This window comes from Klebsiella sp. SYXHC3, assembly GCF_057196925.1.
The window spans coordinates 38842-53415 of the sequence record NZ_JBXUNG010000012.1 but is presented as its reverse complement, the minus strand read 5'-3'; the positions used below and the strand labels follow the sequence as shown (position 1 = coordinate 53415).

11 protein-coding genes are annotated in these 14574 nt (G+C 55.6%); 8 read left to right on the top strand and 3 right to left on the bottom strand.

The window, feature by feature from the left end:
- Positions 1–13 precede the first annotated feature (13 nt).
- From thrA to thrC, 3 genes are read left to right on the top strand one after another with little or no spacing between them, the layout of a single operon-like run.
- Positions 14–2476, top strand: coding sequence for a bifunctional aspartate kinase/homoserine dehydrogenase I (gene thrA, locus AC2CGP_RS21545; RefSeq protein WP_047036855.1), 2463 nt, complete (start codon positions 14–16; stop codon positions 2474–2476).
- Between the two features lies 1 nt (position 2477).
- Complete coding sequence (gene thrB / locus AC2CGP_RS21540; protein WP_020079659.1) at positions 2478–3407, top strand: homoserine kinase; 930 nt, start codon at positions 2478–2480, stop codon at positions 3405–3407.
- Positions 3408–3410: 3 nt separating this feature from the next.
- A complete protein-coding gene (gene thrC, locus AC2CGP_RS21535) occupies positions 3411–4691 on the top strand; it encodes a threonine synthase (protein ID WP_015368359.1) in 1281 nt (426 codons plus the stop codon).
- Positions 4692–4741: 50 nt separating this feature from the next.
- On the opposite strand, the gene yaaA is transcribed toward thrC, so the two are convergent.
- Complete coding sequence (gene yaaA / locus AC2CGP_RS21530) at positions 4742–5515, bottom strand: peroxide stress protein YaaA (RefSeq protein WP_047036859.1); 774 nt, start codon at positions 5513–5515, stop codon at positions 4742–4744.
- 77 nt (positions 5516–5592) lie between these two features.
- Positions 5593–7023, bottom strand: a complete 1431-nt coding sequence (locus AC2CGP_RS21525) for an alanine/glycine:cation symporter family protein (protein ID WP_015704336.1) — start codon at positions 7021–7023, stop codon at positions 5593–5595.
- A gap of 202 nt (positions 7024–7225) precedes the next feature.
- Here AC2CGP_RS21525 and tal point away from each other — a divergent pair, with 202 nt between their 5' ends.
- The 3 genes from tal (at position 7226) to AC2CGP_RS21510 (ending at position 10289) form a co-directional block, all read left to right on the top strand.
- A complete protein-coding gene (gene tal / locus AC2CGP_RS21520) occupies positions 7226–8179 on the top strand; it encodes a transaldolase (RefSeq protein ID WP_015368356.1) in 954 nt (317 codons plus the stop codon).
- Positions 8180–8289: 110 nt separating this feature from the next.
- Positions 8290–8877: a molybdopterin adenylyltransferase gene (mog, locus tag AC2CGP_RS21515; protein WP_015368355.1), complete on the top strand. Its 588-nt coding sequence runs from the start codon at positions 8290–8292 to the stop codon at positions 8875–8877.
- Between the two features lie 113 nt (positions 8878–8990).
- On the top strand, positions 8991–10289 hold the full coding sequence (locus tag AC2CGP_RS21510; protein WP_116289440.1) for an MFS transporter: 1299 nt from the start codon (positions 8991–8993) through the stop codon (positions 10287–10289).
- Positions 10290–10335: 46 nt separating this feature from the next.
- Here AC2CGP_RS21510 and satP read toward each other — a convergent pair whose 3' ends face one another.
- The gene (satP, locus tag AC2CGP_RS21505; protein WP_015368353.1) at positions 10336–10902 is read right to left on the bottom strand and encodes an acetate uptake transporter; all 567 of its coding nucleotides are present in this window, start codon (positions 10900–10902) and stop codon (positions 10336–10338) included.
- 442 nt (positions 10903–11344) lie between these two features.
- Between satP and dnaK the strand changes: the two genes are divergently transcribed.
- Positions 11345–13261, top strand: coding sequence for a molecular chaperone DnaK (dnaK, locus tag AC2CGP_RS21500; protein WP_020079654.1), 1917 nt, complete (start codon positions 11345–11347; stop codon positions 13259–13261).
- Positions 13262–13348: 87 nt separating this feature from the next.
- The gene (gene dnaJ / locus AC2CGP_RS21495) at positions 13349–14491 is read left to right on the top strand and encodes a molecular chaperone DnaJ (RefSeq protein WP_020079653.1); all 1143 of its coding nucleotides are present in this window, start codon (positions 13349–13351) and stop codon (positions 14489–14491) included.
- Positions 14492–14574 lie beyond the last annotated feature (83 nt).

The window sequence follows — 14574 nt, the reverse complement described above, 5'->3', positions numbered from 1 at the left end:
AGGGGTAAGAACCATGCGAGTGTTGAAGTTCGGCGGTACATCAGTGGCAAATGCAGAACGCTTTCTGCGAGTTGCCGATATTCTGGAGAGCAATGCCAGGCAGGGGCAGGTTGCGACCGTGCTGTCTGCCCCGGCGAAAATTACTAACCATCTGGTCGCGATGATTGAAAAAACTATCAGCGGCCAGGACGCTCTGACCAATATCGCCGACGCCGAACGTATCTTTGCTGACCTGCTGCAGGGGCTGGCCGACATGCAGCCGGGCTTCCCGCTCGCACAGCTGAAAACCTTCGTTGATCAAGAGTTTGCGCAGATTAAACACGTCCTGCACGGTATCAGCCTGCTGGGGCAGTGCCCGGACGGTGTTAACGCCTCGTTGATCTGTCGCGGTGAAAAGCTCTCTATCGCTATTATGGCGGCGCTACTGGAAGCGCGCGGTCATAAAGTCAGCGTGATTAACCCGGTCGAAAAACTGCTGGCCGTCGGCCACTACCTTGAATCCACTGTCGATATTACTGAATCCACTCGCCGTATCGCCGCCAGCCAAATCCCGGCAGACCACATGGTGCTGATGGCCGGTTTTACCGCCGGCAATGAAAAGGGTGAACTGGTGGTGCTGGGGCGTAATGGCTCTGACTATTCCGCAGCCGTGCTGGCCGCCTGTATGCGTGCCGACTGCTGCGAAATCTGGACCGATGTCGATGGCGTTTATACCTGCGATCCGCGTCAGGTACCGGATGCGCGCCTGTTGAAATCCATGTCTTATCAGGAAGCGATGGAGCTTTCCTATTTTGGCGCTAAGGTGCTGCACCCGCGCACCATCGCGCCCATCGCCCAGTTCCAGATCCCATGCCTGATTAAAAATACCGGTAATCCGCAGGCGCCGGGAACGCTTATCGGCGCCAGCCTTGATGAAGACGGCCTGCCGGTAAAAGGGATCTCGAATCTCAACAATATGGCGATGTTCAACGTTTCCGGGCCAGGAATGAAGGGCATGGTTGGCATGGCGGCGCGCGTCTTTGCCACCATGTCCCGCGCCGGTATCTCTGTGGTGCTGATTACCCAATCCTCTTCGGAATACAGCATCAGCTTCTGCGTGCCGCAAAGCGACTGCGCTCGCGCGAAGCGGGTGATGGAAGATGAATTTTATCTCGAATTGAAAGAAGGTCTGCTGGAGCCGCTGTCAATCATGGAGCGCCTGGCAATCATTTCCGTCGTAGGTGATGGGATGCGTACGCTGCGCGGTATCTCGGCGAAATTCTTCGCCGCGCTGGCGCGCGCCAATATTAATATCGTGGCGATTGCCCAGGGCTCTTCCGAGCGCTCAATTTCGGTGGTCGTCAGCAATGACGATGCGACCACTGGCGTGCGCGTCACGCATCAGATGCTGTTTAACACTGACCAGGTTATTGAAGTCTTCGTGATTGGCGTCGGCGGCGTCGGCGGCGCGTTAATCGAACAGATTAAACGCCAGCAGAGCTGGTTGAAGGGCAAGCATATCGATCTGCGCGTATGCGGCGTCGCCAATTCGCAGGCGCTGCTGACCAACGTCCATGGTTTGAATCTGGAAAACTGGCGTGGCGAACTCGCGGAAGCGAAAGAACCCTTTAATCTGGGCCGTTTAATCCGCCTGGTGAAGGAGTATCACCTGCTGAACCCGGTTATCGTTGACTGTACCTCCAGCCAGGCGGTAGCCGACCAGTACGCTGACTTCCTGCGTGAAGGTTTCCACGTGGTGACGCCGAATAAAAAGGCCAACACCTCTTCACTGGATTACTATCACCAGTTACGCCACGCCGCCAGCAGCTCGCGGCGCAAATTCCTCTACGACACCAACGTCGGCGCGGGTCTTCCGGTCATTGAAAACCTGCAGAACCTGCTGAATGCCGGCGATGAACTGCTGCACTTCTCCGGGATCCTGTCTGGTTCGCTTTCATTCATTTTTGGTAAGCTGGATGAGGGTATGAGCCTCTCCGAAGCCACTAAACTGGCGCGTGAGATGGGCTATACCGAACCGGATCCGCGCGACGATCTTTCCGGCGTGGATGTGGCGCGCAAGCTGCTGATCCTTGCCCGCGAAACCGGGCGCGAGCTGGAGCTCTCGGATATTATCGTTGAGCCTGCGCTGCCTGCCTATTTTGATGCCAGCGGCGATGTCGAAAGCTTTATGGCGAGCCTGCCGACGCTTGACGATCAATTCGCCGCGCGGGTTGCTAAAGCGCGCGACGAGGGTAAAGTCTTACGTTACGTCGGCAATATTGAAGAAGATGGCGTCTGCCGGGTGAAGATCGCCGAAGTGGACGGTAACGATCCGCTGTATAAGGTGAAGAACGGCGAGAACGCGCTGGCGTTTTACAGCCACTATTATCAGCCGCTGCCGCTGGTGCTGCGCGGCTATGGCGCGGGTAACGATGTAACCGCGGCTGGCGTGTTCGCCGACCTGCTGCGTACCCTGTCATGGAAGTTAGGAGTTTAAGATGGTCAAAGTATACGCCCCGGCTTCCAGTGCCAATATGAGCGTCGGGTTTGATGTGCTGGGGGCCGCGGTGACGCCGGTCGACGGCACGTTGCTGGGTGATAACGTCTCGGTAGAGGCGGCGGCGGAGTTTAGCCTGCGTAACGTAGGCCGCTTCGCCGGCAAATTACCGTCGGCGCCGCAGGAAAATATCGTCTATCAATGCTGGGAAGCCTTTTGCCGCGAGATCGGTAAAACGGTTCCGGTGGCGATGACCCTGGAAAAGAATATGCCGATTGGCTCGGGCCTTGGCTCCAGCGCCTGTTCGGTGGTCGCCGCGCTGGTGGCGATGAACGAACACTGCGGCAAGCCGCTGAATGAAAACCGGATGCTGGCATTGATGGGCGAGATGGAAGGGCGCATCTCCGGCAGCGTTCACTATGATAACGTGGCGCCGTGCTATCTTGGCGGTATGCAGTTGATGATTGAAGAGCAAGGCATCATCAGCCAGCAGATCCCGGGTTTTGATGAATGGTTGTGGGTGCTGGCCTATCCGGGCATTAAGGTCTCTACCGCCGAAGCGCGCGCGATTCTTCCGGCACAGTATCGCCGTCAGGATTGCATCGCCCATGGTCGCCATCTGGCAGGTTTTATTCACGCCTGCTATAGCCGTCAGCCGCAGTTGGCGGCAAAGTTAATGAAAGATGTTATTGCCGAACCGTACCGCACCAAACTGCTGCCGGGCTTCAGCGAAGCGCGTCAGGCGGCGATGGAAATCGGCGCGCAGGCTTGTGGTATTTCCGGCTCCGGCCCGACGCTGTTCGCGTTGTGCGATAAACCGGACACCGCGCAGCGCGTCGCCGACTGGCTGGCCGCGCATTATCTGCAAAATCAGGAAGGCTTCGTTCATATTTGCCGGCTGGACACGGCGGGCGCTCGAGTAGTGGGATAAGTGATGAAACTGTATAACTTAAAAGATCATAACGAACAGGTCAGCTTTGCGCAGGCCGTGACGCAAGGGCTTGGCAAACAACAGGGGCTGTTCTTTCCGCACGATTTGCCGGAATTCAATCTGACCGAAATCGATGAAATGCTGGAGCAGGATTTCGTGACCCGCAGCGCGAAAATCCTGTCGGCCTTTATTGGCGATGAGATCCCGCAGAATGAACTGCAGGCCCGCGTAGCTTCGGCGTTCGCCTTCCCGGCGCCGGTCACTCAAGTACAGGATGATGTCGGCTGCCTGGAGCTGTTCCACGGCCCGACCCTGGCGTTTAAAGATTTTGGCGGCCGTTTTATGGCCCAGATGCTGACGCATATCGCAGGCGATAAGCCGGTGACGATCCTGACCGCGACCTCCGGCGACACCGGCGCGGCCGTGGCGCATGCCTTCTACGGCCTGCCGAACGTCAAAGTAGTTATCCTCTATCCGCGCGGTAAGATTAGCCCGCTGCAGGAGAAGCTGTTCTGCACCCTGGGCGGCAACATCGAAACCGTGGCGATTGACGGTGATTTCGACGCCTGTCAGGCGCTGGTTAAGCAGGCGTTTGACGATGAAGAACTGAAGGTCGCGCTTGGTCTCAACTCCGCCAACTCTATTAATATCAGTCGTCTGCTGGCGCAGATCTGCTACTACTTCGAGGCGGTCGCGCAGCTGCCGCAGGAGGCCCGTAACCAGCTGGTGGTGTCGGTGCCAAGCGGCAACTTCGGCGATCTCACCGCCGGCCTGCTGGCGAAATCGCTGGGGCTGCCGATTAAGCGTTTTATTGCCGCTACCAACGCCAACGATACCGTGCCGCGCTTCCTGCAGGATGGCAACTGGGCGCCGAAGGCGACGCAGGCGACCCTGTCTAACGCCATGGACGTCAGCCAACCGAACAACTGGCCGCGCGTGGAAGAGCTGTTCCGCCGCAAAATCTGGCGTCTTAATGAGCTGGGATACGCCGCGGTTGATGATGAAACCACCAAAGCAACCATGCGTGAACTGAAATCCATCGGCTACACCTCTGAACCGCATGCGGCGATTGCTTATCGCGCGCTGCGCGACCAATTGCAACCGGGCGAGTACGGGTTATTCCTCGGTACCGCGCATCCGGCGAAATTCAAAGAGAGCGTAGAAGAGATTCTGCAGGAGACGCTGCCGCTGCCGAAAGAACTGGCTGACCGCGCCGACCTGCCGCTGCTGTCGCATAATCTGCCGGCTGATTTCGCCGCGCTGCGTAAGCTGATGATGGGCTAATTAAGACTGAAAACACCCCTGTCGCTTACCGGACAGGGGTGTCGTCGTTTTTACTGCTCGTGGCGCTTAAACACCAGTTCGCCTTTCTCCGATGCTTCCCCATCAAAGAAATAGCCTTCGCTATTAAACGCCTGCAGCTGCTCCGGCCTGGTTAAACGGTTTTCAATGATGTAGCGGCTCATCAGACCGCGCGCTTTTTTGGCATAGAAGCTGATCACCTTGAATTTGCCGTTTTTCTCATCGAGGAACACCGGCTTAATCAATTGGCCCCGCAATTTTTTCGGTTTGACCGATTTAAAATACTCATCGGACGCCAGGTTGATGACGATATCGTCGCCCTGGGCCTGCAGCGCCTGATTGAGCTTATCGGTGATGATATCGCCCCAGAAATGATACAAATCTTTGCCCTGCGGATTTTCCAGCTTAATACCCATCTCCAGACGGTAGGGCTGCATCAGATCCAACGGGCGTAATACGCCGTAAAGGCCGGAAAGCATGCGCAGATGCTGCTGGGCAAAATCGAAATCCGCTTCGCTAAAGGTTTCGGCCTGCAGACCGGTATAAACGTCGCCTTTGAACGCCAGTATCGCCTGACGGGCATTCTGCGGGGTAAAGTCCGGATGCCAGTCGTGAAAACGGGTGGCGTTGAGATCGGCCAGCTTATCGCTGATGCTCATCAGCTTACCGATTTGCGGCGCCGTCAGCTTACGGGCGATACCGATAAGCTGTTGAGAATGCTCCAGCAGTTCGGGCTGGGTATAGCGCGTCGTTGCCAGCGGGCTTTGATAATCGAGCGTTTTAGCAGGTGAAATCAGAATCAGCATATCCAGTCCTTGCAGGGAATTTCGACGAATTTTAACAAAAAAAGAGTACGGTGGGATCGATTGCTGCGATTACCGCGCTATTCACGCGGTATCTCATCCCAGGCGCCGGGCGCCAGATGTTGCTGAATTTCCGGATAGCGAGCGGGGTCGAAGACCGGTTGCACGCCGAGTTTGCGCTGGCGCAGATAATCGCTGGCGAGGATCCGAACCGTTGGCGACAGCAGCAAAATCGCCGTTAAGTTGGTGATCGCCATTAGCGCCATAATAATATCCGCCAGTTGCCAGACCACCGGAAGACTCACCAGGGTGCCTGTCAGTACCATCAACACGGTGATAACCCGGAGCGTCCAGATATGTAGCGGCTTATTGAGACGCAGGAAGATCAGATTGTTTTCGGCATAAATATAATTGGCAACAATCGAACTGAAAGCGAAGAACAGTAGCACGGCAGCCACCAATCCCGGTCCCCAACTGCCAATAAGATCGCCCATCGCGTGCTGCATGGTTTGAATACCGCTGACCGCACTGTCGCGGTTTTCGCGCGGCGCCAGCATGATAATGACCGCGCTGGCGGTACAGATAACAATGGTATCAATAAAGACGCCAATCATCTGTACGATGCCCTGCGCCGCGGGATGCGGAGGCCATGATGCAGCGGCAGCGGCAGCATTTGGCGTTGAGCCCATGCCTGCTTCGTTGGAAAACATCCCGCGCTGGAAACCGCCGGTAAGCGCCTGGCTGATGGTATAACCCACCGCGCCCGCCGCCGCTTCCTGCCAGCCAAAAGCGCAGCGGAAGATGGTTTCAAAAACCGCCGGCAGGGCGGCGAAGTGCCAGAGGCCAATCAACAGACTGGCGCCCACCCATATCAGAGCCATAAGCGGCACAAACCACTGCATCAATCGCGCCACGCCGCGTAGACCGCGGACGATAATCAACAGTGTTGCGGCAGCAAGCGCGGCGCCGACGGCGACCATCGGCAAATCGAAGGCATAGGCCATGGCGTGCGCCACCGAGTTGGCCTGCACGGTATTAAAAATCACCCCATAGGCCAGCAGAAGCAGAATTGAGAAGACCACGCCCATCCAGCGCATCTCGAGGCCGCGGGCCATATACCACGCCGGGCCGCCGCGAAACTGGCCTTCGCCATCGCGCTCTTTGTACAGTTGGGCAAGCGAACATTCGGCGAAGCTACTGGCCATGCCGAGTAGTGCGGAGACCCACATCCAGAACACGGCGCCTGGGCCGCCGGCGGCAATCGCTAACGCCACGCCCGCCAGATTACCGCTGCCGACGCGAGCCGCCAGGCTGGTGCACAGCGCCTGAAAAGACGTTAATCCGCCGGGCTGCGGGCGAAGGCTTTTTTTAAGACTTTTGCCAAACTGGCGAATATAACGGAACTGAATAAACTCCGTTCGCCAGGTGAACCAAATGCCGGCGCCCAGTAACAGGTAAATCATTACCGAGCCCCAGAGTATTTCATTGATAAACGAGAGAAAATCAGGCATTAAACGTCCTCTTGTCCATGCCGGCGCGCGGTGTAAGCGCTACCACTCCGGTGACAATCCTTTAGCATTCAGATAATTAATATGTCGAGTTTATCACACTCTGCGCTCTTGCATTGTCGGCGGTTGCGCTGACCCTATGGCGTGTTATCATCTTGGCAGACCGGTTACATCCCCTTAACTGCTGTTTAAGAGAAACACTATCATGACGGATAAATTGACTTCTCTGCGTCAGTACACCACTGTCGTAGCTGACACCGGAGATATCGCGGCAATGAAGCTGTATCAGCCTCAGGATGCCACCACCAACCCTTCTTTGATCCTCGGCGCGGCTCAGATCCCTGAGTACCGTAAGCTGATTGACGACGCTGTTGCCTGGGCTCGCGGCCAGAGCAGCGATCGCGCGCAGCAGATTATCGATGCTTCCGACAAACTGGCGGTGAACATCGGTCTCGAAATCCTTAAACTGATCCCGGGCCGTATTTCTACCGAAGTTGATGCCCGTCTGTCCTACGACACCGACGCCTCTATCGCGAAAGCGAAACGCCTGATCAAACTGTATAACGATGCCGGTATCGGCAACGATCGTATCCTGATCAAACTGGCTTCCACCTGGCAGGGCATCCGCGCCGCCGAGCAGCTGGAAAAAGAAGGCATCAACTGTAACCTGACCCTGCTGTTCTCCTTCGCTCAGGCTCGCGCTTGCGCCGAAGCGGGCGTCTTCCTGATTTCTCCGTTCGTTGGCCGTATCCTCGACTGGTACAAAGCGAACACGGATAAGAAAGAGTACGCGCCGGCAGAAGATCCGGGCGTGGTTTCCGTTAGCGAAATCTACGAGTACTACAAGCAGCACGGCTATGAAACCGTCGTGATGGGCGCAAGCTTCCGTAACGTTGGCGAAATCCTTGAGCTGGCCGGTTGCGACCGTCTGACCATCGCCCCTGCGCTGCTGAAAGAGCTGGCGGAAAGCGAAGGCGCTGTCGAACGTAAACTGGCGTTCAGCGGCGAAGTGAAAGCGCGTCCGGAACGCATTACTGAATCCCAGTTCCTGTGGCAGCACAACCAGGATCCGATGGCGGTAGACAAACTGGCGGAAGGTATCCGTAAGTTTGCCATCGACCAGGAAAAACTGGAAAAAATGATCGGCGACCTGCTGTAATCATCCCAGCGTGACCGGGCTACCGGTCACGCTACTTCTTTTGAATCCTGTCTGTAATTCTCTCCAGCGTGTATCATTCCGCTTAATTGCACTATTTGAACGGAATGAATATGAATAAATTACGCATCGGCTTAGTTTCTATTTCTGACCGCGCCTCCAGCGGCGTTTACCAGGACAAAGGTATTCCTGCGTTGGAAGAGTGGCTGGCGCGTGCGCTGACAACGCCCTTTGAACTGCAGACTCGCCTGATCCCTGATGAACAGCCCATCATTGAACAAACGCTGTGCGAGCTGGTTGACGAGATGGGCTGTCATCTGGTGTTGACCACCGGCGGCACCGGCCCGGCGCGCCGTGATGTGACGCCGGACGCAACTTTAGCGATTGCCGATCGCGTCATGCCCGGTTTCGGCGAGCAAATGCGCCAGGTTAGCCTACACTTTGTGCCGACGGCTATCCTCTCCCGGCAGGTTGGCGTCATCCGCAAGCAGGCGCTGATCCTCAACCTGCCCGGCCAGCCGAAAGCGATTCAGGAGACCCTCGAAGGGGTCAAAGACGCGGACGGTAAGGTGCTGGTACATGGTGTATTCGCAAGTGTACCTTATTGTGTACAGTTGCTTGAGGGGCCGTATGTGGAGACGGAAGCGAGCGTTGTAGCAGCTTTTCGCCCGAAAAGCGCGCGACGTGAAACTTTATCCTGAATTTAATGCATTGCTGATATAACCTGCATCGCCGGTGGTGTGCTGTTTTATTTACGGTATAGTGTTTTTTACTTTACACATTGCGTAATATTACTGCGGACGAAGCGCCAGTTATGTCACAACACACCCGAGCACTGAATCGACAGGATTATAAAACTCTGACGCTGGCCGCCCTCGGCGGGGCGCTGGAGTTTTATGACTTTATTATCTTTGTTTTCTTCGCCGCCGTCGTCGGCGAACTGTTCTTCCCGGCCGATATTCCGGAATGGCTACGTCAGGTACAGACCTTCGGTATTTTTGCCGCGGGTTATCTGGCGCGCCCTCTTGGCGGCATTATCATGGCCCACTTTGGCGACCTGGTCGGTCGCAAAAAAATGTTCACCCTCAGCATTCTGCTCATGGCGTTGCCGACGCTGGCGATCGGTCTGCTGCCGACTTATGCCTCAATGGGCATCGTTGCGCCGCTGCTATTACTGCTCATGCGTATTTTGCAAGGGGCGGCGATTGGCGGCGAAGTGCCGGGCGCCTGGGTCTTCGTGGCCGAACATGTCCCGGAAAAACGCATCGGTATCGCCTGCGGCACCCTGACCGCGGGATTGACCGTCGGGATCCTGTTGGGTTCGGTGGTGGCGACGCTTATCAACACCAGCATGACGCCGCAAGATATCCACGACGGCGGCTGGCGTATTCCTTTCCTGCTGGGCGGCGTTTTTGGCCTGGTGGCGATGTATCTGCGTCGCTGGCTGCAGGAGACGCCGATATTTCTGGAGATGCAGAAGCGCAAAGCGCTGGCGCAGGAGTTGCCGGTGAAGGCGGTGGCGCTTAAGCACCAGAAGGCCGTCATCGTTTCGATGCTGCTCACCTGGCTGCTGTCCGCCGGCGTGGTGGTGGTGATTCTGATGTCGCCGGTCTGGCTGCAAAAACATTATGGCTTTGCGCCGGCGATTACCCTGCAGGCCAATAGCATCGCCACGATTATGCTGTGCATCGGCTGTCTACTCGCCGGTCTGGCGGCAGACCGTTTCGGCGCCAGCCGCACTTTTATCGTCGGCAGCCTGTTGTTGGCGGCCGCCAGTTGGGCCTTTTACCACCTTTCCGGCGCCAGCCCGCAGCGGCTGTTTCTGCTGTATGGGACGGTGGGGCTGTGCGTCGGCGTGGTGGGGGCGGTACCTTACGTGATGGTGCGCGCTTTCCCGGCGGAAGTGCGTTTTACCGGCATCTCATTTTCCTACAACCTGTCGTACGCCATTTTCGGCGGCCTGACGCCGATCGCCGTTACGATGCTGATGGGGGTTTCGCCGATGGCGCCGGCCTGGTACGTACTGGCGCTGTCGCTGATGGGGCTGGGGTTAGGTATCTGGCTGCGTCAGGGGTTGACGACGCAGGCGGTTTTACCGCAAGGAGAACTGTAGCGTTAAATTTAACGCCGCCGCCCGGTTTGCGGGCGGCGGCAGGCCATTAGCGTGGTTCGCCAATCGGCAGAACGGTGCGGCCGAACTGCTCGTTCAACACTTCACCCATCGCCAGGTAAATAGCGCTCGCGCCGCATACCAGGCCGACCCAACCGGCAATTTTAACAATGCCTTCGTTATCGACCAGGTGACCAATCGCCAGCAGCGCGAACAGTACCGTCAGGCTAAGAAAGACGAACTGCAGCATGCGCGCGGCTTTCAGCGTGCCGAAGAACATGAACAACGTAAAGATACCCCACAGGCCGAGATACATGCCCAGGAAGTGCGCGTTCGGCGCATCAGCCAGGCCCATTTTCGGCATCAGAAGGATCGCGACCAACGTCAGCCAGAAGGAGCCGTAGGACGTAAAAGCGGTTAAACCAAAGGTGTTGCCTTTTTTATACTCGAGCAGGCCGGCAAAAATTTGCGCAATGCCGCCGTAAAAAATGCCCATCGCCAGGATAGCTACATCGAATGCGAAAAGGCCGCTATTTGCCAGGTTAAGCAGAATAGTGGTCATGCCAAAGCCCATAAGGCCCAGCGGTGCCGGATTAGCCAACTTAGTGTTGCCCATAATTCCTCAAAATAATGATTAGAAAGGGAAGCATTACCCCGCCACTTGCGGTGGGGCGCGGCATAATAATGAGGCGTGCAGAGGCTGTCTATGATCTGGCGGGGTATTTTTCAGCAATTTACCTTTCGCGGCGATAATGGCCAACTCTTCGGCGAACGAGTGCGATATCCAATGAATATGTTCTTATTTACTATTTATTTTTTGTATGGGTTATACCGGCTATTTTTATCGTCTGGCGTGTCGTTTGCTCTCGCGTCTGCGTTTTGCCAGAAAAATTTTTTTTGGCCTGCCCCTTGATGAAAACCAGGGCGACCCCATCTTGTAGTCAACCGCAGTGAAGAACCTGAAAAAAAATGATGTCAGGGCAGTTGAAACCGCACGTTTCGCCCTTATTACAGGTTCACAACCACATGTTGATCGAATTTTTAGTGGAGACGTTTAGATGGGTAAAATTATTGGTATCGACCTGGGTACTACCAACTCTTGTGTAGCGATTATGGATGGCACTACCGCTCGCGTGCTGGAGAACGCCGAAGGCGATCGCACCACGCCTTCTATTATTGCCTATACCCAGGATGGTGAAACTCTGGTTGGTCAGCCGGCTAAACGTCAGGCAGTGACAAACCCGCAAAACACCCTGTTTGCGATTAAACGCCTGATTGGTCGCCGCTTCCAGGATGAAGAAGTTCAGCGTGACGTTTCCATCATGCCGTACAAAATCGTTGCTGCAGATAATGGCGACGCCTGGCTTGATGTGAAAGGCACCAAAACCGCGCCGCCGCAGATTTCTGCTGAAGTGCTGAAAAAAATGAAGAAAACCGCTGAAGATTATCTGGGTGAGCCGGTAACTGAAGCTGTTATCACCGTACCTGCGTACTTCAACGATGCTCAGCGTCAGGCAACCAAAGATGCCGGTCGTATCGCAGGTCTGGAAGTTAAACGTATCATCAACGAACCGACTGCCGCTGCGCTGGCTTACGGTCTGGATAAAGAAGTCGGCAACCGCACTATCGCGGTATACGACCTCGGTGGTGGTACCTTCGATATCTCTATTATCGAAATCGACGAAGTTGACGGCGAAAAAACCTTCGAAGTTCTGGCAACCAACGGTGATACCCACCTGGGTGGTGAAGACTTCGATACTCGTCTGATCAACTACCTCGTTGACGAGTTTAAGAAAGAGCAGGGTATTGACCTGCGCAACGACCCGCTGGCGATGCAGCGTCTGAAAGAAGCCGCAGAAAAAGCGAAAATTGAGCTGTCTTCCGCTCAACAGACCGACGTTAACCTGCCGTATATCACCGCAGACGCGACCGGTCCGAAACACATGAACATCAAAGTGACTCGCGCGAAACTGGAAAGCCTGGTTGAAGATCTGGTTAACCGTTCCATCGAGCCGCTGAAAGTTGCCCTGCAGGATGCCGGTCTGTCCGTTTCCGATATCAACGACGTGATCCTCGTTGGTGGTCAGACTCGTATGCCGATGGTGCAGAAGAAAGTTGCTGAGTTCTTTGGTAAAGAACCGCGTAAAGACGTTAACCCGGATGAAGCTGTAGCTATCGGCGCAGCCGTTCAGGGTGGTGTACTGACTGGTGATGTTAAAGACGTTCTGCTGCTGGACGTTACCCCGCTGTCGCTGGGTATCGAAACCATGGGCGGCGTGATGACCGCGCTCATCAGCAAAAACACCACGATCCCGACCAAGCACAGCCAGGTGTTCTCTACTGCGGAAGACAACCAGTCCGCGGTAACCATCCATGTGCTGCAGGGTGAGCGTAAACGCGCTTCCGATAACAAATCTCTGGGTCAGTTCAACCTGGATGGTATTAACCCAGCACCGCGCGGTATGCCGCAGATCGAAGTGACCTTCGATATCGATGCTGACGGTATCCTGCACGTTTCCGCTAAAGATAAAAACAGCGGTAAAGAGCAGAAGATCACCATCAAGGCTTCTTCCGGTCTGAATGAAGAAGAAATTCAGAAAATGGTTCGCGAAGCGGAAGCTAACGCTGAATCTGACCGTAAGTTCGAAGAGCTGGTTCAGACCCGTAACCAGGGCGACCATCTGCTGCACAGCACCCGTAAGCAGGTTGAAGAAGCAGGCGACAAACTGCCGGCTGACGACAAAACTGCAATCGAGTCTGCGCTGACCGCACTGGAAACTTCTCTGAAAGGTGAAGACAAAGCGGACATCGAAGCGAAGATGCAGGCGCTGGCCCAGGCTTCCCAGAAGCTGATGGAAATCGCTCAGCAGCAGCACGCTCAGCAGCAGGCTGGCGGCGCTGACGCTCAAGAAAGCAGCGCGAAGGATGACGATGTTGTCGACGCTGAGTTCGAAGAAGTGAAAGACAAAAAATAATCGCCCTTTGAACGGGTAAAACACTGGCACGGGCGAAGAGGTTTCCTCTCCGCCCGTGCACGCATGTTAAGGGGCTGAAAAACACCAATGGCAAAGCAAGATTATTACGAGATTTTAGGCGTTTCCAAAACAGCGGAAGAGCGTGAAATCAAAAAGGCGTACAAGCGCCTGGCCATGAAATACCATCCGGACCGTAACCAGGGTGACAAAGAGGCCGAAGCCAAATTTAAAGAAATCAAAGAAGCGTATGAAGTCCTGACTGATGCCCAGAAGCGTGCAGCCTACGATCAGTACGGCCACGCCGCGTTTGAACAAGGCGGCATGGGCGGCGGCGGTTTCGGTGGCGGCTTTGGCGGCGGCGCGGATTTCAGCGATATCTTTGGCGATGTGTTCGGCGATATCTTCGGCGGTGGCCGTGGTCGTCAGCGCGCGGCGCGCGGCGCAGATCTGCGTTACAACATGGAATTGACGCTGGAAGAAGCGGTCCGTGGCGTCACCAAGGAAATCCGCATCCCGACGCTGGAAGAGTGCGATGTCTGCCACGGCAGCGGCGCCAAATCCGGAACTCAGCCGCAGACCTGTCCAACCTGTCACGGTTCCGGTCAGGTCCAGATGCGTCAGGGCTTTTTTGCCGTTCAGCAAACCTGTCCACACTGTCAGGGACGCGGTACGCTGATTAAAGATCCGTGCAATAAATGCCACGGTCACGGTCGCGTTGAAAAAACCAAAACCTTGTCGGTGAAAATCCCGGCTGGCGTCGATACCGGCGACCGTATTCGTCTGGCTGGCGAAGGCGAAGCGGGCGAGCATGGTGCTCCGGCGGGCGATCTGTACGTTCAGGTTCAGGTCAAACAGCACGCGATCTTCGAGCGTGAGGGGAATAATCTGTACTGCGAAGTACCGATCAACTTCACCATGGCTGCGCTTGGCGGCGAGATTGAAGTACCGACGCTGGATGGCCGCGTTAACCTGAAAGTTCCTGGCGAAACGCAAACCGGCAAACTGTTCCGCATGCGCGGCAAGGGCGTTAAATCCGTTCGCGGCGGTGCTCAGGGCGATCTGCTGTGTCGCGTGGTGGTAGAAACGCCAGTGGGTCTTAACGACAAGCAGAAACAATTGCTTAAAGAGCTGCAGGAAACTTTTGGCGGTCCGACGGGTGAGAAAAACAGCCCGCGTTCCAAAAGCTTCTTCGATGGCGTGAAAAAATTCTTTGATGATTTAACGCGTTAATTGCGTTTAATCACCTTATTAGCACAAGCCTGAACATCCCTGTTCAGGCTTTTTTCTACCCTAACCTCAGCCTTGAATAGAAA

Coding starts and splice junctions, on each gene's coding strand:
- thrA (WP_047036855.1), top strand. CDS start 14: ATGCGAGTGTTGAAGTTCGGCGGTACATCAGTGGCAAATGCAGAACGC.
- thrB (WP_020079659.1), top strand. CDS start 2,478: ATGGTCAAAGTATACGCCCCGGCTTCCAGTGCCAATATGAGCGTCGGG.
- thrC (WP_015368359.1), top strand. CDS start 3,411: ATGAAACTGTATAACTTAAAAGATCATAACGAACAGGTCAGCTTTGCG.
- yaaA (WP_047036859.1), bottom strand. CDS start 5,515: ATGCTGATTCTGATTTCACCTGCTAAAACGCTCGATTATCAAAGCCCG.
- AC2CGP_RS21525 (WP_015704336.1), bottom strand. CDS start 7,023: ATGCCTGATTTTCTCTCGTTTATCAATGAAATACTCTGGGGCTCGGTA.
- tal (WP_015368356.1), top strand. CDS start 7,226: ATGACGGATAAATTGACTTCTCTGCGTCAGTACACCACTGTCGTAGCT.
- mog (WP_015368355.1), top strand. CDS start 8,290: ATGAATAAATTACGCATCGGCTTAGTTTCTATTTCTGACCGCGCCTCC.
- AC2CGP_RS21510 (WP_116289440.1), top strand. CDS start 8,991: ATGTCACAACACACCCGAGCACTGAATCGACAGGATTATAAAACTCTG.
- satP (WP_015368353.1), bottom strand. CDS start 10,902: ATGGGCAACACTAAGTTGGCTAATCCGGCACCGCTGGGCCTTATGGGC.
- dnaK (WP_020079654.1), top strand. CDS start 11,345: ATGGGTAAAATTATTGGTATCGACCTGGGTACTACCAACTCTTGTGTA.
- dnaJ (WP_020079653.1), top strand. CDS start 13,349: ATGGCAAAGCAAGATTATTACGAGATTTTAGGCGTTTCCAAAACAGCG.